Source organism: Phyllobacterium chamaecytisi, from assembly GCF_020164455.1.
GTDB classification, from domain to species: Bacteria; Pseudomonadota; Alphaproteobacteria; order Rhizobiales; family Rhizobiaceae; genus Phyllobacterium; species Phyllobacterium chamaecytisi.
In genome coordinates this window covers 68741-92356 of the sequence record NZ_JAIQWW010000017.1, presented here as the reverse complement: position 1 = coordinate 92356, position 23616 = coordinate 68741, and the positions used below count along the sequence as shown (strand labels likewise).

The window sequence follows — 23616 nt, the reverse complement described above, 5'->3', positions numbered from 1 at the left end:
AACAGTGGCTTAAGGAATGAGCACTGTCGTACCGGTGGTTCTCCGTCCTTCAAGGTCTCGATGAGCTGACGCAACGTCCTTCAGCGCATAGGTTTGCCCGATTTCAATGCGGATAATGCCCTTCGCCACGAGGTCGAAAAGCTCTTCGGCGCCAGCAACAAGCGCGTCGCGCGTTGCCGCGTAGACAAACAGCGTTGGGCGCGTCAGATAGAGTGATCCCTTCCGCGACAGGATACCGAGATCGAAAGGCGGAACCGGCCCGGACGACTGACCGAAACATACCAGCATCCCGCGCGGGCGCAGACAATCCAGGGAACCGTCAAACGTATCTTTGCCGACCGAATCGTAGACGACATCGACGCCTTTGCCGCCGGTAAGTTCTTTTACCCGTTCGACAAAATTCTCGGTCTTGTAGTTGATGACGTGATCGTAGCCATTGTCCAGCGCCAACTTGACCTTTTCGTCCGACCCGGCCGTGCCGATGACTGTCGCGCCGAGATATTTGGCCCATTGCCCGGCGATCTGGCCAACGCCGCCAGCGGCCGCATGGAAGAGAATCGTATCTCCCTTTTTGACCGGGAAGGTCTGGCGCAGCAGATATTGCGCAGTGAGCCCCTTCAGCATCATCGAAGCGGCCTGTTCCAGCGATATCGGCTCCGGCACCTTGACCAGGAATTTGGTCGCGATCAGCCGCTCTTCGGCATAGGCGCCGATGGAAGTGGTATAGGCGACGCGGTCGCCAACCTTGAAATCCTCGACCTCCGATCCTACCGCCAGCACCACGCCAGCACCTTCATGGCCCGGGATCAGCGGCAGTCCAGTTGGCGATGGATAGAGGCCAGTCCGGTAATAGACGTCGAGGAAATTGAGCCCGATGGCTTCATTGCGGATGCGCACTTCCCCGGGTCCGGGAGAGCCAAGGGAGATGTCTTCATAGGTCAACACTTCAGGCCCGCCAACCCGATGAATGCGAACAGCTTTGACCATCATATTTTCTCCGTACGTCCGAGATTGGGGAACGCCTGCATCACGGCTCCAATGAAAAAAAGATAAATGCCGGTCACCGAAATGCCGATCCGCACCCAGAGCGGCGAATCCAGTTCCTGAAACAATGAATACGCGCCAAAGGCGCACCACAGGAAGAATATTGCGAGATTGAGCGGCCGCAAGCGCTGCACCCGCACAGGATGGAGGAAATAGATCGGCAGGAAGGAGACGATCGCCGCCACGAGAACGATGGCGAAGGCCACCCATTCTCCGGGGCGCACGATGAACAAAGTGAAGACAATCATGTTCCAGACGACCGGGAAACCCTTGAAGAAGTTTTCCTTGGTCTTCATGCCAGTGTCCGCATAATAGATGGCACTGGAAACCACGATGATTGCCGCTGCTAGGAAGGACAGCCCCTCGCCCATGAAGCCGCGCTGATACAGCGCAAAGGCCGGAATGAGCACGTAGGTCATATAGTCGATGATGTTGTCCAGAAGTTCGCCGGACCAGTTCGGCAGGACATATTTGACGTCCAGCTTACGTGCAATCGGCCCGTCGATACCGTCGACAAAAAGCGCCAGTCCAAGCCACCAGAACATCGCAGTCCAGCTTTCCTCACTGGCAGCAACTACAGAAAGAAACGCCAGAAAGGAGCCGGATGCCGTGAGAAGATGGACGGAAAATGCTTTCGCTTGCGGTGCCGTTACCTTTTTGGGTGTTATGGCCTTGGGCAATATCGGTTTTTTCACGGTCCGTGCCAATCTGCTGCATGATAATAGTGCGCGCGCTGTTGTATCTTATCGATAGCGAACGATTTGTGAGCAGCTTTTCTTGAAAAATGCCCAAAGTGCAAGCAATTAGGGTAATATAAACTGTTGAAAGCGTGAAGCGGAGACAAACAATGACCTCTACCAAAACCGATCCGATTATTGTTGCGGGCGCAGGTCATGTGGGGCTGATCGCGGCTATTGCACTTGCGCAAAGTTTCGACAATGTCACCAGTCTTGGCGTTCTACCGGAGGGTTCCGACAAACGCACAACCGCGCTGATGGTGCCTGCGATCAAGTTTCTCGAGAAGATTGGCCTGTGGGATAGCATCGAGCCACACGCCGCGCCCATTGCCACAATGCGCATCCTCGATGGCACAAACCGGCTCATCAGGAGCCCGGCCGTAACCTTCGAGGCGAGCGAAATCGACGAGCTGGCCTTCGGCTACAATATTCCCAATATCACTTTGACATCAGTCCTGAGCGATGCGCTGAAAAATTCGAAAGTGAAGCACGTTGCTGCCTCGGCCACTCACTATCACCCGACCGAGAATGCGATTGCGGTCGAAGGCAGCGACGGTTCCGTGTACGCCGCCAATATCGTCGTCGCTGCCGATGGCCGTTCCTCGCTGGCGCGCGAAGCCGCCGGCATATCCGCGCGAACCTGGAGCTACAATCAGACCGCCATCGTCCTGAGCTTTAGCCATACGCGCGATCACCATGATATTTCAACGGAATTTCATACAGAACATGGTCCATTCACCCAGGTGCCCTTACCGGGTAATCGTTCAAGCCTTGTCTGGGTGACGACCCCGGCCCATGCAGCGGAACTGCTCGAACTTTCGCGTGACCAACTGGCAACGCGGGTTGAAGAGCGCATGCAATCCATGCTCGGTGCCATAACCATCGATGTCGATCCTCAGAGCTGGCCACTGTCCGGTCTTGTACCTAGTTCATTCGCCCGCAACCGCGTGTTCCTGGCTGGCGAGTCGGCCCATGTCTTCCCGCCGATCGGCGCACAGGGCCTTAATCTCGGTGTTCGTGATGTCGAGACCTTGCTGGAAACTCTGCCGCTCGATGGTATGGACCTCGGTGCAGCCAGCGTTGTAGCTGCCTATAATCGCAAGCGAAGCCCGGACATTCTTGCCCGGACGGGTGCTGTGGACGCGCTGAACCGTTCGCTTCTCTCGGATTTCCTGCCGGTTCAGATGGTTCGCAGCGGCGGCCTTGAGCTCTTGCGAGCCTTTTCACCGCTGCGTGGCTTTGTCATGCGCGAAGGCCTGCGGCCGGGTAGCGGTTGGCGCTTTTCGCACAAGGAGGCTGGCAGGCGCTAGAGCCCAAGGCTCTAATTCATGCCAGCACGAAGTCGCTCAGTAATTTCACGTTCAGCAGCGCGATGACCACGGCGATAAACATCGCGAATGCCGAGAGCCAGCGCGGTGAAACGAGGGCGCCCATCTTTGCCTTGCTTGCCGTGAACATGACCAGCGGGAATACGGCGAACGATAGCTGAAGGCTCAAGACCACCTGCGTCAGGACCAGCAGCTTGGCCGTGCCGCTTTCGCCATACCAGACCGTAACGATCGATGCCGGAATGATGGCGATGCCGCGTGTGATCAGCCGTCGCAGCCACGGCGCGAGCTTGATATGGAGGAACCCCTCCATGACGATTTGCCCTGCCAGCGTTGCCGTTACGGTCGAATTTATACCGCAGCAGAGCAAAGCAATGCCGAACAGCGTCGGTGCTATCGCCAAGCCCAGGAGTGGCGCGAGCAGCGAATGCGCCTCGCCGAGTTCTGCGACGTCCGTCTGACCCGTCTTGTGGAATGTTGCAGCAGCAAGAATGAGGATCGACGCGTTGATCAGGAGCGCGAACATCAGGGCCAAAGTGGAATCGATCGTTGCGTATTTCAGTGCAGAACGTTTTTCCGGCAGCGTACTTCCGTAATCGCGGGTCTGCACAATACCGGAATGCAGATACAGATTATGCGGCATCACCGTGGCGCCGAGAATACCCAGCGCAAGATACAGCATCTCCGGATTGGTCACGATTTCTGTGGTTGGTGCAAAACCCTTGATGACGGCGCCCCATTCCGGATCCGCCATGAAAATCTGGATCGCGAAACAAACGGCTATGACACCGAGTAGCGTAATAATGAGCGCCTCGACCCAGCGGAAGCCAAGCTTCTGCAGATAAAGGATAAGAAATACATCGAGCGCTGTGATGAGTACGCCAATTTCAAGCGGAATACCGAAAATCAGATTGAGACCGATGGCCGTGCCGATAACCTCGGCAATATCGGTAGCGATGATGGCAATCTCCGCCAGGAACCATAGCGTATAGGCAACTGGCTTTGGAAAGGCATCGCGGCATGCCTGCGCCAGATCCCTGCCCGAACCTATGGCGAGCCGCGCGCAAAGGGCCTGCAGGACAATCGCCATGATATTGGAAACGAGCGCAACAACGAGAAGCGTGTAACCGAATTTCGAACCACCGGCGAGCGATGTCGCCCAATTGCCAGGGTCCATGTAGCCCACGGCGACGAGATAACCCGGACCGACGAAGGCCGCTGCACGGCGCCAACCCGGCCCGCTCGTCCGCACGGCGATCGAGCGATGCACATCCGACAGTGACGCCTCGCCCCTTGCGTGTCGCCAGCCCTTAGGCGTGTCGACCGCCTGCCCTAGTTGATCCATGGAATACCCCTAATCGCAATTGCAAATCATTCGCAACTATATATACACAAAATCGACAGCCGCAAGGGCCCAGCTGCGTCGAAAGAGCCATGTGGAGCGATTATCTCGATAACAAAAACGTTGACGGCGTCATTTGATGTCAGGGAATGAGACCATGCGTCATGAAATAAAGCCACAAGGTCAGGGTGGCGATTGAAAACAAGGTGGTCGCCAGAATGCTGCTGGATGCCCGCTCGACCCACACGCCATACTGTTGGGCGATGACAAAGACATTGGTTGCGGTAGGCAATGCCGCCATGAGCATGGCCGTGTAAATCCACACCGGCGGAAAATTCCCGACAAGATTCAGCACCCCATAAATCAGTAACGGCTGAACCAGTAGCTTGATAGGGACGATGAGATAAAGCTCCTTCGGTACGCGCCGCAGTGGACGTAAAGCAAGCGTTGCTCCCATGGCGAAGAGCGCGCAAGGCGCTGCCGCCCTGGCAAGGAGATCGATCATGCGGTCGATTGCGACAGGCGGCTCTATACCGAGTATCGCCGCACCAACACCCATGATCGTTGCGATAATGAAAGGATGGCCGAATATCTTGCGAAGGACACCGATAGTCACGTCGCGCGGAGAGCGCTTGTCATTACCCGAAAGCGCCATCAACAACGGTGCCATGACGAAGTGCAGCGTGTTGTCGAAGCAAAATATCAGCGCGACGGGCACAGCCGCCGACGCACCGAAGGCAAGAATTGCCAGGGCCGGCCCCATGTAACCAATATTGCCGTAGGCTGCAGCAAGCCCTTGAATCGTGCTTTCATCGATCTTCCGCGTCCGTGCGAACGCGATCAGAAACATCGTCAGGAAAATGGCAAATGTTGACAAAGTGCATCCGACAATGAAGGTCCACTGGGTCAATTCCGCCACGGGCGTTTTCGAAAGTATCTGGAAAAATAGAGCCGGCAACGCCACATAGATGATGAACGTATTCATCCATCCCAGCGCTTCCAACGGCTGGTGATTGATACGCGCCACGAAAAAGCCAAGGAAAATCAGTCCAAAGAATGGAAGTACCAGATTGAAGACACTGAGCATGACGGACTTTTTGAATTTATGGCGGGATAGAGTGTTCGCAGGAACCATTTAGGCTCGCGAGCTTTGATAGAAACAGATACCTACTACGAATGACGATGATGACACAGATACGCCATGCAAAATTTCAGATCGGCCAGGTGGTGAGCCACAGGATCTTCGCGTTCCGGGGTGTGATCTTCGATGTGGATCCAGAATTCAACAATACGGAAGAATGGTATCGATCCATTCCCGAGGATATAAGACCGCGGCGCGACCAGCCCTTCTACCACCTTTTTGCAGAAAACTCCGAGAGCGAATATGTCGCCTATGTTTCGGAACAGAATCTGGTTCCCGATACGACCGGTGTGCCCTTGAGGCATCCGCAGATCAAGAACATGTTTGAAACGCCGGAAAACGGCGTCTATCGCGTGAAAAAACCGCATATGAATTAGCGCACCGACTCATGCGCAATAAAAAGGACGCTCGAAGCGTCCTTTTTTAGCTCTCAGTGCCGGTTGATTAATTGCCGGTTTTGGCTTTTTCCTGCTCGGCCTTCATCTTCTCCTCGAACTCCTTCTGACGCTTCTGGACTTCGTCCTGAAGTGTCTTCTGGCGCTGTTCGAGCTCGTTCTGCTGCAGGCCGGGACCCTCATAAGCCTGGGTGAAACCGGTGAGCGCAACGTTGATCGGATTGGGCTTGTTCTGGAAGTTGACCGAAGTCATCGTCAGCTGATTGCCTTTCTTGAAGGCGGCAAGCAGATCATCGGACAAGGCAACTTCGGAAATGCAACGATCCGGGAAACAAATGGCGTAATCAACCTTCTGAGTCTTGCCGCCGTTGACCTGGAGGCCAACACCCGGCGCGATCAGACGGCCGGTCGGGACGGAAACCTGGAAGATCTTGCGATTGATCTTACCCTTGATCTCGATGAGATTGACGGCAGTCAGGAGCTGGCCGCTATCGGCCGTCACGATATTCTGCGTATTGCAGATGTCGTTGTCTTCCTGTTTCGAGCAAACCTTGAACCAACCCTGAGGCGCTCTTTGCTGCTGCTGGGCTGAGGCTGGTACTGCCGCGGCGGCAAGTAATGCAACGGCACCGGCGAAGGATGCGGTTGCAGCGAAAGTCTTTCGGGTGGACATGGTCAACTGGTTCCTTTCAGCGCACTTATCCGAAGTGTGGCTTGATCACTTGTATTTGCTTGTCTGGCTTTGGTCACTAAATGCGGCAACAGAGTGACCCTAGAGCGAGATGCAATTATCGAACGCCGTGTTACACTGCATGCCGATGCAAATCCAGACTACTTTTGGCTGGTCTATGAATTCAGATGGCACATAACACGTCTTCCGCCGCAGAATCGTCTTCAAATGATAGTCTTTGACACGAATCAGGGTAAATCGCGCCTTTAAATGCGCAAGGTTGAGACGATGTTGAAGAGAAGTTTGCAGATTCTGGCGCTTTTGATCGCGGCATGTTCGGCAACGGACGCTTCTTTTGCCGAACCAACCTATGGAATCGCCATGCACGGCGAGCCTGCCCTGCCCGCGGACTACAAGACTTTTCCCTATGTCAATCCGGCCGCGCCAAAGGAAGGTTCCATTACCTATGGTGTGGTCGGCACATTCGACAGCCTCAATCCCTTCCTGATCAAGAGCATGCGGACGACCGCGCGCGGCATGTTCGGCGATTCCGAATTTGGCAATCTGGTTTACGAATCACTGATGCAGCGAAGCGCGGACGAGCCATTCACCATGTATGGTTTGCTCGCCGAAAAGGTTGAAACCAATGACGAGCGAACCTGGGTCGAATTCACGCTCAATCCGAAGGCGAAATGGTCCGACGGGCAGCCGGTAACGCCCGATGATGTGATCTTCACGTTCGATGTTCTGACCAAAAAGGGACGACCGCCTTTTAGCAGCCGCATGAAACTGATCTCAAAAATCGAAAAGGTTGGCGAATACGGCGTAAGGTTCACGTTCAACGAGCAGGCGAACAGGGAGTTTCCGCTCGTCTTGGCGCTCATGCCGGTTCTTCCGAAACATGCGATCGACATCGACAAATTCGATGCCTCGCCCTTGGCCATCCCGGTCGGCAGTGGGCCCTACATCGTTTCGAAGGTCCAACCGGGCCAGCGTATCGTTTTCAAGCGAAACCCCGACTACTGGGGCGCTGACCTGCCGAGCAGGGTCGGGTTCAACAATTTTGAAACCGTGACGGTCGAGTATTTCCGTAACGATCAGGCGCAGTTCGAAGCCTTCAAGAAAGGTGTATTCGACGTCTTCATGGAAGGCGATCCCAACAAATGGGCGACGTCCTATGATTTTCCTGCAGTCAAGGATGGCCGGGTCATCAGGGAGACGTTCCGTTCAAGATCGCCTGCCAACATGTTCGGCTTTGTCTTCAATACGCGGCGCCCGTTGTTTCAGGACAAGGCAGTGCGGGAAGCGCTCGCGCTCATGTTCGATTTTGAGTGGACAAACCGCAACCTTTACGCTGGCCGCTATCAGAGACTGGGCAGCTACTGGCAAGGCTCGGAGTTGTCTGCATTCGGCAAACCTGCAGACGCAACGGAACGCGCGCTGCTGGCGCCATATCCGGATGCGGTGCTGCCGGAAGTGATGGACGGCACCTATGAGCCTGCCAAAACGGATGGAACAGGGCGCGATCGCAAGGAAATGAAGCGCGCTTATGACATTCTGGTCAGCCGGGGCTACAAGATCGAGAACGAGCAGTTGCTCGACCCGCATGGAACACCTCTCGTCTTCGAAATTTTGACGCGCTCCGTTGGCGAAGAGCGTCTCGGCCTTGCCTACAAACGCACGCTTGAGCGTCTTGGCATCGGGGCTACCATCCGTACAGTCGACGATGCACAGTATCAAAAGCGCCTGCAGACGTTCGATTACGACGTTATCCTGGGCGCCTACTCAAGCTCGCTCTCGCCAGGATATGAGCAATTCAGCCGCTGGGGGAGCCAGTCGAAGGAAGTTGAAGGCAGCTTCAATTATGCGGGGGTAGCCGATCCCGTCATCGACGCATTACTGGACAAGATGCTGGCTGCCCGCGGCGACGAGGAGTTTACCAGCATTGTGCGTGCCCTCGACAGAGTCCTGATCTCCGGCCATTATATGGTTCCGATCTATTACCAGCCCGAACAATGGGTTGCCCGTTGGGCACATCTGCAACATCCGGACAAGACGTCCATGGTCGGCAACCAACTGTCCACGTGGTGGTCCGATAAACGATAGGAATAGCCATGACCGATAAAAAGTTCACGATCGACGTGGTGTCGGATGTCGTTTGCCCCTGGTGTTTTCTCGGACGGAAGCGTTTGGAAAGCGCGCTCGCGCTCAATCCTGACCTCGACGTAATTGTAAATTGGCGACCATTTCAACTCGATCCGACGATTCCACCGCAGGGAAAAGATCGCAATCGATACATGCAGGAAAAGCTCGGCAGTTCCGACAAGATCTTTGAAATTCATCAGCAATTGACCGAGCTTGGCAAGGAAGCTGGCATCGAGTTTGACTTCGAGGCCATCGAAGTAAGCCCTAATACGCTGGACGCACATCGCCTTATCCGCTGGGCATCGCAGGCTACGCCCAACGTTCAGGACAAGATGGTCGGCATTCTCTTCTCCTACTATTTCGAGCAGGGAAAGAACATCGGCGATCACCAGATATTGCTGGAGGCCGCGCAAGAGGCAGGCATGGACGTTGCCATCGTTGCCAGCCTGTTGCCAACCGACGCAGATACTCTCGGTGTGCGGCAGGAAATTGACACCGCCAATCAGATCGGCGTGGGCGGCGTTCCCTGCTTCATCCTCGACCAGAAATATGCCGTCATGGGTGCGCAATCTGCAGAGGCCTTGGCAGATGCCATCCGCCAGGCCGCGGATGGCTTTGAGCCGCGTCCGGTCTGACTATGCGGCCTCGGCGAGTTTCGCCAGCTGCGTCATGACGACCGCTGCACCGTTCAACCGTTTCTCGGCTGTCGGCCAATCGCGCACAAAGACAATACTCTGATCGGGCCTGATCTTCGCCATCGAACCCTGCTCGCCGATCATCTGGACCAGTGCAGCGGGATTATTGAACGTCTTGTTGCGGAACTGGATGACAATGCCCTTTGGACCTGCGTCGAGCTTGTCCACATTGGCACGGCGGCACAACGCCTTGATGTAGACGATCTTCAACAGGTGCTGAACTTCTTCCGGCAGCGGTCCAAAGCGATCGATCATTTCGGCGCCAAAGCCGTCGATGTCCTGCAGCTCCTCCAGATCGGCCAGACGGCGATAGAGGCCGAGACGCAATTGCAGATCCGGAACATAGGTTTCGGGGATCATCACTGCGGTGCCGATCGCAATCTGCGGCGACCAATGGCCGTCCTCGACTTCGCCGGTACCCTTGATCTCCGCAACCGCTTCTTCCAGCATCTGTTGATAAAGTTCGAAACCGACCTCGCGAATATGCCCTGACTGTTCCTCCCCGAGCAGATTGCCTGCACCGCGGATATCCATGTCATGGCTTGCCAGCTGGAAACCGGCACCAAGCGTGTCGAGCGATTGCAAGACCTTGAGCCTGCGTTCTGCGGTCTGCGTCAGCAGTTTGTTGGCTGGCAGCGTGAATAGCGCATAGGCACGCTGCTTCGATCGCCCCACGCGTCCGCGCAATTGATACAATTGCGACAGGCCAAACATATCAGCGCGATGGATGATCAGCGTGTTGGCGGTCGGGATATCGAGCCCGGATTCAACGATTGTCGTCGACAGCAGCACGTCGTACTGCCCGTCATAGAAAGCATTCATGATGTCGTCGAGCTCACCAGGCGCCATCTGGCCATGGGCAGTCGCAACTTTCAGTTCCGGCACCTGAGCATCAAGGAACTCCTTGATGTCGCTCAAATCGGAAATGCGCGGGCAAACATAGAAACTCTGCCCGCCGCGATAGCGCTCGCGCAACAGCGTTTCGCGGATGACAAGTGCATCAAACGGCGAGACGAAGGTTCGCACAGCCATACGATCCACAGGTGGTGTGGTAATCAAGGAAAGCTCGCGAACACCCGTCAAGGCAAGTTGCAGCGTGCGCGGTATCGGTGTTGCGGACAGGGTCAGCACATGCACATCCGATTTCAGTTCTTTCAGCCGTTCCTTGTGTTTGACGCCGAAATGCTGCTCTTCGTCGATGATCAGAAGACCCAGATTCTTGAACTTGATGCCGTTTCCGAGCAGCGCATGCGTGCCGACGGCGATATCCACCTGTCCCTCGGCAATGCCCTTCTTGTTTTCAGCCAGCTCCTTTGAGCCCACGAGCCGCGATGCTTGCGCCACATTGACAGGCAGGCCCTGAAAACGCTGGGTGAAGGTCTTGAAGTGCTGGCGCGACAACAGCGTCGTCGGCACCACAACGGCAACCTGAACGCCATTCAGCGCCGCAACGAATGCGGCGCGCAGCGCTACTTCAGTCTTGCCGAAGCCGACATCGCCGCAAATCAGGCGGTCCATCGGCTTGCCGAGCGATAGGTCGTCAATAACCGCGTCAATGGCACGATCCTGATCTTCCGTCTCGTCATAGGGGAATCGCGCTGCGAACTCGCCATAGAGGCCGTCTGGCGGCAACAGGATCGGCGCGCCGCGCATCTGCCGCTCGGCTGCAATGCGAATGAGATGGCCGGCAATGTCGAGCAGGCGTTTCTTCAGCTTTGCCTTGCGGGCTTGCCAGGCCCCGCCACCGAGCTTGTCCAACACGGCAGTCGAAGTTTCCGAGCCAAATCTCGACAAAAGCTCGATATTTTCTACCGGGAGGAACAGCCGGTCATCGCCGGCATAGTGCAGTTCCAGACAGTCATGTGGTGCGCCGGCGGCAGTGATCGTCCTCAGGCCAATAAAGCGGCCAATACCATGATCCACATGCACGACGATGTCGCCGGCATTAAGCGCTGCAACCTCGCTGATGAAGTCCCGGTCGCGCTTGCGGCGCTTGGAATGGCGGATCAGCCGGTCGCCAAGGATGTCCTGCTCTGCAACAACGACGAGTTCGCCAGCATCGAAGCCTGTTTCCAGTGAAAGGATGCCCGCAGTAATTTTGTCGCGAGCAAGCGCCTTGACCGTTCTCAGATCATCGACAAACTCGATCTTTTCGAGACCATGTTCATTCAGAACCTGCACCAGCCGGTCGCGTGTGCCTTCGCTCCATGCAGCAAGCAGCACCTTCTTGCCTGCAGCGCGCTCATCGGCAATGTGTTTTACAACACTGTCGAAGACATTGGTGTCCTTGGCGGTCCTCTCTTCAACGAATGTGCGCCCCCGATGTGCACCGGCATGGATAACCGCTCGCCCTGTGACGAACGGCGCATCGAAAGGCGTGAAATCGATGCGCATGCCTGAGTTGATTGCCGACGCCTCGACCTGTTCAGGTGTCAGATACAGTGAACCCGGCTCGACCGGCTTGTAAGGGATAGTATCGCCCGGCTCTTTGCCATCGGATTGCCTCCTGCGCGCCTCGTAGTGGTCCAGCACCATCTTGTGGCGTTCAGCCATGGATTCGTGCGCGAGGTGATCGAAGACCACCGGCATTTGCCCCGCATGGTCGAAAACGGTCTCGAGTTTGTCATAGAACAGTGGCAACCAATGTTCCATGCCGGCAAAGCGGCGCCCCTCCGAGATGGATTGATAAAGCGCGTCATCGCGCGATGGCGCCCCGAACTTCTGCACATATTGCGAGCGGAAATGGCTGATGAGCTCGGGCGATAACGTGATTTCGCTCATCGGCTGCATCGAGAATTCTTTCTTTTGGCTCGACGTTCGCTGCGACGCTGGATCGAAGGTCCGGATCGTTTCCAGAGTATCTCCGAAGAAATCCAGACGCAGCGGCTCCTCGGCACCCGGAGCGAAAAGATCGAGAATACCGCCACGTACGGCATATTCGCCGACATCACGCACAGTTGGAACACGCTCAAATCCATTACTTTCAAGGCGTTGCACCAGTGCATTCATGTCAATTCTATTGCCGGGCTTCGCCATGAAAAGCTGCTCTGCAAGGACTTTGCGCGGTGGCAGTTTTTGCAGAACGGCATTGGCCGTCGCCAAAATGACGCCCGGATGCTTGTGTTCGCGCAAGGCTGCAAGACCGGCGAGCGCCGCCAGGCGGCGCGCGGAAGTATCCGCTCCTGGCGACACGCGATCATAAGGAAGACAGTCCCAAGCCGGCAATTGCAGCACCGGCAAATCCGGCTGGACAAAATTCAGCACCTGTTCGATGTCGGCAACGCGATTACCATCACGCGCGATGAACAGCACGGGACCACCTGCCCCGGCTTCAGCTACCACTTTCGCCAAAGCAAAAGCTTCGTAGCCATCGACAACACCGTCGATGACCACATGTCCATTGACGTCAGATTTCAGTCCGAGTTTGGTAAAGGCAGTCATTTCGATTTCAGAATTTCATTTGCTGGCGGGATGCGACGACCTTGTGGAAGATCGGCGTATCGAATTCGGCGGGAACGGCAGCCTCTCCGGTGACCCATTTCAACAGGTCCCGGTCGAGGGCTTCCATCAGTGCTTCATATTGGTCAAGTTCATCATCAGACAAGGTGTCGATATGGGCGTCGGCAAACTGTCCGAGGATCAGATCCATTTCACGCATACCGCGATGCCAGGAGCGAAACAGGATTTTTCGCTGTCTCGGCTGCAGATCGGCAGTGGTGCGACTGCTTCCAGTCATGAACTAGCTCCGTTTATGGCAATGAAAAGTATTGGGCGTGATTGGTGCGGCTGGGTATAGCGTGCCTTGTTGCATCTGTCAGCCTTGCAACGCACATCGAACGCGTTAAACCTTATGCATGCGTCCGTCATTGCTTGATCCCCTCTTCGCCTCCGTTCGTTCGCTTTCCGGCATAGGTCCGAAAGTGTCTGGCCTGCTCGGTACGTTGCTCGGCACTCAACCGCCCGGCGCTGACCCACGCGTCGGCAATCTGGTCTACTTGCCTCCGCACAGTGTGATCGACCGGCGCAATCGGCCGGGTATCGCCTACGCCCCGGAAGGCGCGATCGTCACGCTGGAAGTGCGCATCGACCGCCATCAGCCATCGCCCAGTGGACGAAGCAATGTCCCATATCGCGTCTTCGCGCATGACGATACCGGGGAAATCGGTCTCACTTTTTTTCACGCAAAACAGGCCTGGCTTGAAAAAGTCATGCCGGTTGGCGAAACGGTTATCGTGTCCGGCACCATGGAGTGGTTCAATGGGCGTCCGACGATGGTTCATCCAGATCATATTGCCAGTACCGAAGATGCTTCGTCCCTGCCACTGGTCGAACCTGTTTATCCGCTGACAGCAGGCCTGTCTCCGAAAGTACTGGCACGCGGTATTCAGGAAGCGCTGGCCAGAGCACCGGATATGCCGGAATGGATCGATCCGCCAGTACTCGAGAAGTATGACCTGCCATCGCATCGGCGGGCACTTCAGATTCTGCACAATCCTCAAGATCCGAGCGACATTGCACTTGATCATCCTGCCAGACAGCGGCTTGCCTATGATGAATTTCTCGCCGGTCAACTGGCGTTGGCGCTGGTGCGCTTGAAAACACGTCGCCTCTCCGGCCGCAAGCTGGAGGGTGACGGCCATCTCATGGCGAAAATCATCGCGGCCCTACCCTATTCGCTGACGAATAGTCAGAGCCAGGCGATCAAGGAAATCATCGCCGATTTGCGAGAACCAGATCGAATGTTGCGCCTGCTGCAAGGCGATGTCGGCTCAGGCAAGACCGTCGTCGGTCTCCTCGCTATGGCGCATGCCGCCGAGGCTGGCGGTCAATCGGCGCTGATGGTTCCGACAGAAGTGCTGTCGCGCCAGCACTTCGCCACAATCGCGCCTCTGGCCGAGAAGGCAGGGTTGCGTACAGCACTGCTCACTGGACGCGAAAAAGGCCGCGAGCGTGAAGATATCCTGGAGGGTCTGCGGACGGGCGCCATCCACATCATTGTCGGCACACACGCACTCTTTCAGGAAAAGGTCAGCTATCACGATCTGGTGCTGGTTATTGTCGATGAGCAACACCGTTTCGGCGTACATCAACGCCTGCTGCTGACCTCTAAAGGCACGGCGCCCGACATGCTGGTCATGACCGCCACACCCATCCCGCGCACGCTGGTATTAACCGCGTTCGGTGATATGGACGTTTCGAAACTGACGGAAAAACCTGCTGGCCGACGCCCGATCACCACTGCGATCCTGCCAATGGAGCGGTTGAGCGAGCTCGTTGATCGCATGCGGACCGCAATAGCCGATGGGCAGAAAATCTATTGGATTTGCCCGCTGGTCGAGGAATCCGAACTGGTCGACCTCGTTTCGGCCGAAGAACGCTTCGAATCGCTGAAACCTCTGCTCGGCGACAGGATCGGGCTGGTTCATGGCCGTATGAATGGCCCGGAGAAAGATGCCGCCATGCTGGCATTCAAGAACGGCGAGACACGCTTGCTGGTGGCAACCACAGTGATTGAAGTTGGTGTCGACGTTCCGGATGCGACGATCATTGTCATCGAACATGCCGAACGCTTTGGTCTTGCGCAATTGCACCAGTTGCGCGGGCGCGTCGGGCGCGGGGACAAACCCTCGACCTGCCTCCTCATCTACAAGGGGCCACTTGGCGAAGTCGCGCAGGCGCGGCTCAAGATCATGCGAGAAACCGAGGATGGTTTCAGGATCGCCGAAGAGGACCTGAAGTTGCGGGGAGAAGGCGAGTTGCTTGGCACCCGGCAATCCGGAACGCCTGGTTTCCGGCTCGCCAGCATCGAAGCGCATCAAGAGTTTCTGGAGATCGCCCGCAAGGATGCCCGGTATATTCTGACGCGGGATCCCGAATTGCAGAGCACGCGCGGCGAAGCGTTGCGCATCCTGCTTTATCTGTTCGAACGTGACGAAGCGGTGCGGCTGCTCCGTGCCGGCTAGGTACCGGGATAGGGCCTGCCATCCTTGTGCACGAACCGCCCGTCGGCATTGGAACTCATCATGTCGATGTCGGAGCAAATGGTAATGTCAGAGGGTGAGCGCGTCCCTACCTCGAGATAAACCGCCATCGCACCCGACTTGTTGATCATATGGTGGCCATTGCCCGAATTCTTTGGGAAGGCCGCACAATCGCCGGCTCGAAGCAATGTCTCGCCGTCATCTTCGACCAGCACTAACTCACCTTCGAGCACGTAGACGAATTCATCTTCGGCCGAATGCCAGTGGCGCTGGCTCGACCAATCGCCCGGAGGCAAATGCATAAGATTGACACCAAAATCGGTTAGCCCACCGAAATTACCGAGGCGCTGCCGAACGCGATCGGCGCATGGTACGTCAAATGGTGGCGGATAGCCCGAACCTCTGTGTTTCGATACAGCGGCAGTGTCAATCTTGGGCATGGCAATTCTCGAGGTGACTGTTGTCGCTGCCCTTATAACCCGACGAGGCCAGTTATTCCACAGTCACAGACTTTGCCAGATTGCGAGGCTGATCGACGTCCGTGCCCATGAAAACTGCTGTGTGATAGGCCAGCATCTGAATCGGCAGCGTGTAGACGATCGGTGTAATAACCTCCGGCATCTCCGGCAGAAGAATCGTATGCCACGTTTTCAACGTGCTGGCTGCTGCGCCTTTCTCATCGGTGATGAGGATGATCTTGCCACCACGCGCCGCCGCTTCCTGCATATTCGATATGGTTTTTTCGAACCAGCGGTCATGCGGAGCAATGACGATGACCGGCATGGATTCGTCGATCAATGCAATTGGTCCGTGCTTCAACTCGCCGGCTGCATAACCCTCTGCATGGATATAGGAAATTTCCTTGAGTTTCAGCGCGCCCTCGAGCGCCAGCGGATAACTCGTGCCACGCCCCAGGTAGAGTGCGTGCTTGACCTGGCTGAGTTCGCGGCTGATAGCTTCGATCTGACCTTCGAGCTTCAGCGCTTGCGTTGCATAGCGCGGAATTTCGGATAGTTCGCGCACAAGCTGGCGCTCTTCTTCGTCGCTGATCGTACCGCGCATTTTGCCGGCCGCTACAGCCAGCGATGCCAGAACAGACAATTGGCAGGTGAAAGCCTTGGTCGAGGCAACGCCAACTTCTGGACCTGCGAGGGTTGGAAATACGGTGTTGGATTCGCGCGCCATCGTCGATTCCTTGACGTTGACGATAGTTCCGATGCTTAGGCCCTGCTGCTTGCAATAGCGCAACGAAGCCAGCGTATCCGCGGTCTCACCTGACTGCGAGACAAAGAGCGCGAGGCTATTTTTGGAAAGCGGCATTTCCCGATAGCGAAATTCGGACGCCACATCGATATCGACCGGAAGCCGGGCAATGTGTTCGAACCAGTACTTTCCAACCAGCCCGGCATAATAGGCTGTGCCGCAGGCGGAAGCTGCGATGCGGTCTACCTTGGCGAAATCGACCGGCGCTGCACCAGGCCGTATCGTACCCTTCGAGAAATCGAGGTAGTTTGCCAGCGTGTGCGAGATGACTTCCGGCTGTTCATGGATTTCCTTCTCCATGAAATGCCGGTGGTTGCCCTTGCTCACCAGAAACGCGGTGCCCGCCGATTTCTGCACGGGGCGGTCTACAACTTCGCCGCTTTCGTCATAGATGACGACGCCACTACGGGTGAGCACCGCCCAATCGCCATCTTCGAGATAGGACAAATTATCGGTGAACGGAGCGAGAGCGATCGCATCGGAGCCCAGATACATCTCTCCTTCGCCATAGCCAACTGCGAGAGGCGGACCATTGCGGGCGGCGATCAGCAGATTGTCTTCGCCCTTGAACATAATCGCGATGGCAAAAGCGCCACGCAATTGCGGCAACGTCTGGCGAACTGCCTCGACCGGCGCAAGGCCACGATCGAGCGCGCGCGTTACCAGATGCGCGACCGTCTCCGTATCGGTCTCCGTCTCGAAGACATATCCATCCTTTTCGAGCATTGCGCGCAGTTCGGCAAAATTCTCGATGATGCCATTGTGGATCACCGCAAGCCGAGGCGTCGTATGCGGGTGTGCATTGCGGACCGTCGGCGCACCGTGCGTCGCCCAACGTGTGTGGCCGAGACCGATGGTGCCGCCGAGTGGATTTTCCTTCAGGAGTTTGTCGAGATTGCCAAGCTTGCCTTCGGCCCGGCGGCGATCGAGCACGCCAAAATCGAGGGTCGCAACGCCGGCCGAGTCATAGCCGCGGTATTCCAGCCGCTTCAGTGCATCGACAAGCAGCGGCGCTACCTGCTCACGCCCGATAATTCCAACGATCCCGCACATAAACGACTCCAATACCCCGAATAGTTTCCAGCTCTTGGCTAGCTCAGATTCATCGCTACAGAAAAACACTTTCTGTGTCAGAATCCCACACGAACAAAAGGCGTGCCTAGTCAGCCTTCTTGGCTAATTTCTGCGCCGCATAGCGTGCCCGCAATTGCACCGCTCGCCCTTCTTTTACCTCCTGTCGCGCCCTGCCAAATGCAAGCGCGTCCGCCGGCACATTGGCTGTGATCACGCTACCAGAGGCGACATAAGCATTGTCACCAATGGAAACCGGCGCCACCAGCGAACTATTCGAGCCGATGAATACGTTGGCACCGATCTCGGTCAAATGCTTGTTGTAGCCGTCATAGTTGCAGGTGATGGCACCGGCGCCGATATTTGCCGCCGGACCCACGATCGCATCACCGATATAGGTCAGGTGGTTCACCTTCGCGCCGACCCCGACCTTCGCGTTTTTCACCTCGACGAAGTTTCCGACCTTGGATTTTGCTGCCAGATCCGCACCGGGACGAAGCCGGGCAAAGGGTCCGACATTGGCGTTTGCGCCAATCTTTGCGCCTTCAAAGTAGGAGAAAGCATGAATGACGGCTCCGCTCGCGATCGAGACGCCGGGACCGAAAATGATATTCGGTTCGAGGATCGCATCTGCTTCCACCAATGTATCATGCGCGAAGAAAACAGTTTCCGGCGCCTGCATGGTGACGCCCGCCAGCATCATGTCGCGGCGCTTGCGCGTCTGCCAGATCGCCTCGGCCTCCGCGAGTTCAACGCGCGTATTGATGCCGATCACATTGTCGGGCGAAATCTCGATGGCAACGACGGATTTTCCGTCCGCATTGGCTATCTCCACGACATCGGTGAGATAGAATTCATTGTTGGCATTGTCGTTGGTGATCTTGTCCAGCAGTGCAAGCGCAGTCTGTCCGCGCAGCGCCATCAGCCCGCCATTGCAGAAGCCGATTTTCTTCTCGGCTTCGCTGGCGTCCTTCTCCTCGCGGATCGCGATCAAACGGCCGTCTTGCTCGATCAAGCGGCCGTAACCATTCGGCACCGCTGGCCGGAACCCCATGACCACGACATCCACACCGTCGGCGAGCTTGGAGCGGGCCTGGTCGAGAGCCGCGGTTTCGATCAGTGGCGTATCACCAAACACAACGAGAATATCGTCATACTCGCGTGCAATGCTCTCGCGCGCTGCAAGCACGGCGTGGGCGGTTCCAAGCCGTTCCGTCTGTTCATGCACGGTCACGCTGGAAACGACCGATCGGACTGCTGCCTCGACCTGGTTGCCACCCTTGCCCACAACAAGCGCGATATCGCGGACACCCGCGCCATGCACGGCCTTGGCGACGTGGGCGACGATCGGGAGACCCGCAATGTTGTGGAGTACTTTCGGCAACGAGGATTTCATGCGCGTGCCCTCACCGGCAGCGAGAATAACCGTGAGGCAGGAACGTGGTGTCATGTCGGACTTCCAGGTCAGTTGGGCTAAAGGCAATATCGTGGCTAATCATGACACGCTATTGGTTTCCAACATGGAAACTTCCGTCTGTTTAGCCGAGTTGACCGAGGATGGGAAATGTTTCGAGAAGCCAGAACGAGAATGTCTGCAAGCCGCCTGTGAGAAACAGGATGCCGGTCAGCACCAGCAGGCCGCCCATCAGCTTTTCGACCTTTCCCAGGTGCATGCGGAATCGCGCTAGAAACCGCATGAACATCCCGGAAAACAACGCGGCGATGATGAAGGGAATCCCGAGGCCGAGCGAATAGACGGCGAGGAGCAGTGCACCATCGGCAACGGTGTCGCGAGCCCCGGCCAGCGCCAGTATCGGTCCGAGCACCGGTCCGATGCACGGCGTCCAACCGAATGCAAAGGCCAGCCCCATGACATAAGCCGCGAACGGATTGGCAGGCGCGCCTTGCGTCTGGAATCTGGCTTCCCGCGAGAGGAATGCAAGGCGGAATACGCCGAGAAAGTTCAGCCCCATGAGAATAATGACGATGCCTGCGGCGATGGCGATTTCCTGTTGCCACATGCGCAGGAAGCCGCCGATGGTCGATGCGCCGGCACCGAGCAGCACGAAAACGGTCGAAAAGCCGAGAACAAAACAGAAGGATGACAGAAGTAGCGCCTGCCGCACCGGCGAGATTCGGGCTGCGGCGTTATCCGAACGGAAATCCTCAACCGTCACACCGGCCATATAACAGAGATAGGGCGGGACGAGCGGCAGGACGCAGGGAGAAAGGAACGACAGAGCGCCGGCGCCGGCAGCAGTCAGGTATGAAACATCAAGCGCCATCCGCGCTCCTTCACTGGCATTGTTACTTGTGGCGGTGGATTAAGCCGAATCTCCTTGAAATTCCAATCACCTTTTCGCCAGTTTGGCAGCAAAGCCTGTCCTGTTTATATTCTTTTCTGCCTGGCCGAGGCTGCTTTCGTCCGAAAATTACAAGAACGGCCGAAAACAAGGCTTTTTGTTGCGAAAACCCTGCACATTAGTTGTTGACCGATTGGCAAGTCGCACCTATGTTCCGCCGCACTTCCCGAGGCCACCGAGCTGGCTTCGTTTGGGAGCGCGTAGCTCAGCCGGTAGAGCAACTGACTTTTAATCAGTAGGTCCGGGGTTCGAACCCCCGCGCGCTCACCAAAGACCAAAAACCAAGTATTTTCTTAGATACCACCAAAACCCCGCAAAATGGGGCGTTTTTTGCAGCGTAATTTCCGGATTTGAGTGCAAATTTGAGTGCAGAACCACTAACGCCTTCTCAACCCTTCGCCGATCTGCAGGAGTGGCACCGGATGAGCGGTCACTGGAATTGCGATATCTCAAGAAAGCGATCCGAGAGCCTATGCCGAGATGGTCGCGCCATAACAGGCTCGACCGCATCCAGCGCAAGGTCTGATAGCCGCGCTGAAAAGACAATTATAACTCATGGAATTAACTTACCGACGTCAAATACTTAAAAATCCAAGGGTTTGCCGACGATATCCGTGTTTGTAACTGTTACGTACTGTTCTGTCAGTCGATCTAAGAATAGTTTGAAATAGCAGGCATACTCGAAAAATTACTTTTAGACGGCATTTAAACGGGGCGACACCTCACGGCTGCGAATTTGCGTACAGCGTACTAATCGAATACTCAATCAGCAATTGCTCACATCGATGTTTCGTACAGCTGGGTAGGACGTTTCAGGCCGCCGAATGCGGCCCGTCATCTCGTAAAAGCAAGCATGTAATGTCAACGGAGAAGCTGAAAATGACTGGTAGAATCCTGAAGTACAGCTTTGGCGCGCTAATAGCCGGGGCGGTGTGCTGCGGAGCGTTCGCACCTGCCGAAGCGCAGGACGCACAAACCAAACCCAATATCCTTTTCATCATGGGCGATGATATCGGCTGGATGCAGCCCGGTATCTATCACCGCGGCTTGATGGTCGGGGAGACGCCCAACATTGATCGCATCGGCGCGGAAGGTGCGATGTTTACAACCTACTATGCCGAGCAAAGCTGCACGGCAGGGCGGAACGCATTCTTTACCGGGATGCATCCGCTGCGGACCGGCATGATACCGCCACAACTGCCGGGTAGCCCCTCGTATCTGAAGCCGGGCACTCCGTCGCTTGCATGGTTCCTGCGCGACCTCGGCTATAACACCGGCGAGTTCGGCAAGAACCACCTTGGCGATCACACGGATGCACTACCGACCGCTCACGGTTTTCACGAGTTCTGGGGATATCTTTATCATCTTGATGCCATGCAGGGCGTAAGTTTCCCCGACATCAACAAGACGCCGACGGAGCAGACGGTCGCACCGCCCTGCAAGAACACGCCGATCCCCGGGCTTCAAGAAGATCCAGCGGCGGTTGATCCCAAGACAACGATTTGCCTGACGCCGCCGCGTCCGATGCTGGCCTGCAAGTCCTCCGACGGGACTGCTGCCAACCAAACCTGCAAGGACGAAGGCCCGCTGACCTTGGAACGCTCGAAGACGGTGGACGAGGAAATCTCGAGCCACGTCATCGATTTTCTTGACCGCAATGATCCGAAGAAGACCAACAAGCCGTTCTTCGTCTGGTACAATCCTGCGCGCATGCATGTGACCACCGTCCTGAACGACAAATACATGGGCATGGTGGGCGAGCCCGGCGGCAAGGACTGGGGCGTCAATGAAGCCGGCATGAAGCAGATGGACGATAATATTGGCTACGTGCTGAAAAAACTCGATGAGATGGGGCAGCTCGACAATACCATCATCGCGTTCACGACTGATAACGGCGCTGAAACCATCACTTTCCCCGACGGCGGTACCACGCCATTCAAGGGCGGCAAGCTGACCACTTGGGAAGGTGGTATGCGCGCGCCTCTGGTCGTGCGCTGGCCTGGCCACATTGAACCCGGAACCGTGAAGAATGACATCTTTGCTTCGCTTGACTGGCTGCCTACCCTGGTCGACATCGCCGGTGGTCCAAAGGCCAACGAGCTGAAGGCACAGGTCGAAAAAGGAACATATCCCGGTATTGTCAAAACCACGCTCGATGGCGTCAATCAACGCGAATATCTTGAAGGTAAATCGGATAAATCCGCCCGCGATACGTTCTTCTATTATTCGGGCAAGGACCCGTCTGCCGTCCGCTACAAGAACTGGAAGATGTATTTCGCGATGGTGTCCGATTCACCGGAAGGCTTCCTCAACGGTGTGGTTCCCTACCACTGGACCCAGGTTGTCAATATCAAGCGCGATCCGTTCGAAACCTCGGTCGGACAGCAGATAAAGACCCTCATGGGCCAAGGCGGAACGCTTGCAGGGCCTGTCACCGCCTACATCTACGACTGGAACCTCCTGCCGATCGGGCAAGTGCTATGGCTGAAGGAACTCCAGAGCTATGTCGATTACCCGCCCATGCAAGACCCTGCTAGTTACAATCTTGAACAGGTCGTTCAACAGGTTAAGCAAATGAGTTCGGAGCGACGAGCCGGCGAATAACGGGCCTTAACAGCGGACGTCCAACCGGGCGTCCGCTTCAGTTCATGGCCGCTTTCTCAGAGCGTCGATTTCCGCGCGCAAACTTTGAACTTCGCGGCACAGGATCACCACCTCTCGCGTGGCGGAGGGCCGGTCGCTGGCGATGTCGGACAGCTCGCTTTTGAGCGCCGCGATTTCCTCGTAGAGGTCGATGGAGCGTTTTTTGTGTTGCTCGCCGAAAAACCCAATGCTTTCAAGTGCTTGGAAAATGGGGGGAATGCCTCCACGAGCGCAATGCTCCCAACTTCGTCATCCCCTGCTAGTGCGTGGCCCGGCTCGATCTCGTCGAGCGCCTTGCGCAGGCCGTCGCGGATCGAAGTGAATGATACCATCCATCGGCTTATGCGGTTGGTTGAGACGATCGCTCAAAGATGGCTTTGATAGCCATCATCGATCCGTCCTTCTTTCGAACGAGCATTTTCATAAACAAGCGTGAATCCACTATCTCGAAGAATGCCCTGAACGGTGAACCCGCCAGATAGCCAGCGTCCCTGCTCCAATGGCCGTTCGCAGATGCCGACCTGGATGAGTCCGAAACATTTTGGACAGTGGCGTTCCATCCATTGTTCGCATTAACACTGAGCAATGCGCCCGCGAATTTGAATTCAACTGCGCATGTTCGGCATTCGCCAGCGGTAGAAGCAATCTGCTGCCACTTACCTTCGAATGATGTGTCGTCGGCGTGGGCGGCGCTTATTTGCAAAGTGATGTATGTGAAAGACATCAATAGATAGCGAACCATTCTTCAAACTCCGTTGGGCGTAGCCAGCTTAAAGCGGTTTGATTCCAAAAGGCGTT

General features: G+C 56.2%; 18 protein-coding genes and 1 tRNA gene. 7 read left to right on the top strand and 12 right to left on the bottom strand.

The genetic code is table 11. The annotated features are described in order from the left end of the window. Positions 1 to 9: 9 nt before the first annotated feature. Positions 10 to 987 (bottom strand): quinone oxidoreductase family protein, encoded by a 978-nt coding sequence (locus LB462_RS22850; RefSeq protein ID WP_224512914.1) that lies wholly within the window; start codon positions 985 to 987, stop codon positions 10 to 12. After that, complete coding sequence (gene pcsA, locus LB462_RS22845; protein WP_224512769.1) at positions 987 to 1739, bottom strand: phosphatidylcholine synthase; 753 nt, start codon at positions 1737 to 1739, stop codon at positions 987 to 989. Before pcsA ends, LB462_RS22850 begins: the two co-directional genes overlap by 1 nt. A 152-nt stretch (positions 1740 to 1891) precedes the next feature. Between pcsA and LB462_RS22840 the strand changes: the two genes are divergently transcribed. Next, entirely contained in the window at positions 1892 to 3091 is a 1200-nt protein-coding gene (locus LB462_RS22840; RefSeq protein ID WP_224512767.1) for a UbiH/UbiF family hydroxylase, read from the top strand. Positions 3092 to 3107: 16 nt separating this feature from the next. On the opposite strand, the gene LB462_RS22835 is transcribed toward LB462_RS22840, so the two are convergent. Next, positions 3108 to 4454 carry an Nramp family divalent metal transporter gene (locus LB462_RS22835; RefSeq protein ID WP_224512765.1) on the bottom strand — a complete coding sequence of 449 codons (1347 nt, stop codon included), beginning with the start codon at positions 4452 to 4454 and terminating at the stop codon, positions 3108 to 3110. Between the two features lie 139 nt (positions 4455 to 4593). Continuing rightward, positions 4594 to 5538, bottom strand: a complete 945-nt coding sequence (locus LB462_RS22830) for an AEC family transporter (RefSeq protein ID WP_224512763.1) — start codon at positions 5536 to 5538, stop codon at positions 4594 to 4596. 98 nt (positions 5539 to 5636) lie between these two features. On the opposite strand from LB462_RS22830, the gene hspQ reads away from it, so the two are divergent. Next, positions 5637 to 5969 carry a heat shock protein HspQ gene (gene hspQ / locus LB462_RS22825; protein ID WP_112527236.1) on the top strand — a complete coding sequence of 111 codons (333 nt, stop codon included), beginning with the start codon at positions 5637 to 5639 and terminating at the stop codon, positions 5967 to 5969. Positions 5970 to 6036: 67 nt separating this feature from the next. Here the strand turns inward: hspQ and LB462_RS22820 are convergent, their stop codons facing one another. Beyond that, a complete protein-coding gene (locus tag LB462_RS22820) occupies positions 6037 to 6660 on the bottom strand; it encodes an invasion associated locus B family protein (RefSeq protein ID WP_224512761.1) in 624 nt (207 codons plus the stop codon). 285 nt (positions 6661 to 6945) lie between these two features. On the opposite strand from LB462_RS22820, the gene LB462_RS22815 reads away from it, so the two are divergent. Both LB462_RS22815 and LB462_RS22810 read left to right on the top strand, forming a co-directional pair. Continuing rightward, a complete protein-coding gene (locus LB462_RS22815; RefSeq protein ID WP_370637270.1) occupies positions 6946 to 8763 on the top strand; it encodes an extracellular solute-binding protein in 1818 nt (605 codons plus the stop codon). A gap of 8 nt (positions 8764 to 8771) precedes the next feature. Beyond that, entirely contained in the window at positions 8772 to 9437 is a 666-nt protein-coding gene (locus LB462_RS22810) for a DsbA family oxidoreductase (protein WP_224512760.1), read from the top strand. Here LB462_RS22810 and mfd read toward each other — a convergent pair whose 3' ends face one another. After that, entirely contained in the window at positions 9438 to 12938 is a 3501-nt protein-coding gene (gene mfd, locus LB462_RS22805; protein WP_224512758.1) for a transcription-repair coupling factor, read from the bottom strand. A gap of 7 nt (positions 12939 to 12945) precedes the next feature. Next, positions 12946 to 13233 (bottom strand): FAD assembly factor SdhE, encoded by a 288-nt coding sequence (locus tag LB462_RS22800; RefSeq protein ID WP_224512756.1) that lies wholly within the window; start codon positions 13231 to 13233, stop codon positions 12946 to 12948. A gap of 118 nt (positions 13234 to 13351) precedes the next feature. Between LB462_RS22800 and recG the strand changes: the two genes are divergently transcribed. Next, positions 13352 to 15460: an ATP-dependent DNA helicase RecG gene (recG, locus tag LB462_RS22795; protein WP_224512754.1), complete on the top strand. Its 2109-nt coding sequence runs from the start codon at positions 13352 to 13354 to the stop codon at positions 15458 to 15460. On the opposite strand, the gene LB462_RS22790 is transcribed toward recG, so the two are convergent. From LB462_RS22790 to LB462_RS22775, 4 genes are all read right to left on the bottom strand, one after another. Then, entirely contained in the window at positions 15457 to 15918 is a 462-nt protein-coding gene (locus LB462_RS22790; protein ID WP_224512752.1) for a cupin domain-containing protein, read from the bottom strand. The two genes, recG and LB462_RS22790, sit on opposite strands and share 4 nt — an antisense overlap. A gap of 52 nt (positions 15919 to 15970) precedes the next feature. Continuing rightward, positions 15971 to 17794: a glutamine--fructose-6-phosphate transaminase (isomerizing) gene (glmS, locus tag LB462_RS22785; protein ID WP_224512750.1), complete on the bottom strand. Its 1824-nt coding sequence runs from the start codon at positions 17792 to 17794 to the stop codon at positions 15971 to 15973. Between the two features lie 106 nt (positions 17795 to 17900). After that, positions 17901 to 19262 (bottom strand): bifunctional UDP-N-acetylglucosamine diphosphorylase/glucosamine-1-phosphate N-acetyltransferase GlmU, encoded by a 1362-nt coding sequence (gene glmU / locus LB462_RS22780; RefSeq protein ID WP_224512748.1) that lies wholly within the window; start codon positions 19260 to 19262, stop codon positions 17901 to 17903. 88 nt (positions 19263 to 19350) lie between these two features. Next, the gene (locus LB462_RS22775) at positions 19351 to 20097 is read right to left on the bottom strand and encodes a cytochrome c biogenesis CcdA family protein (protein WP_224512746.1); all 747 of its coding nucleotides are present in this window, start codon (positions 20095 to 20097) and stop codon (positions 19351 to 19353) included. Between the two features lie 272 nt (positions 20098 to 20369). Here LB462_RS22775 and LB462_RS22770 point away from each other — a divergent pair. Next, positions 20370 to 20445 (top strand) — tRNA-Lys (locus tag LB462_RS22770). A gap of 609 nt (positions 20446 to 21054) precedes the next feature. Then, the gene (locus tag LB462_RS22765; protein ID WP_224512744.1) at positions 21055 to 22779 is read left to right on the top strand and encodes an arylsulfatase; all 1725 of its coding nucleotides are present in this window, start codon (positions 21055 to 21057) and stop codon (positions 22777 to 22779) included. A gap of 379 nt (positions 22780 to 23158) precedes the next feature. On the opposite strand, the gene LB462_RS22760 is transcribed toward LB462_RS22765, so the two are convergent. After that, the gene (locus LB462_RS22760) at positions 23159 to 23560 is read right to left on the bottom strand and encodes a hypothetical protein (protein ID WP_224512741.1); all 402 of its coding nucleotides are present in this window, start codon (positions 23558 to 23560) and stop codon (positions 23159 to 23161) included. Positions 23561 to 23616: the final 56 nt, after the last annotated feature.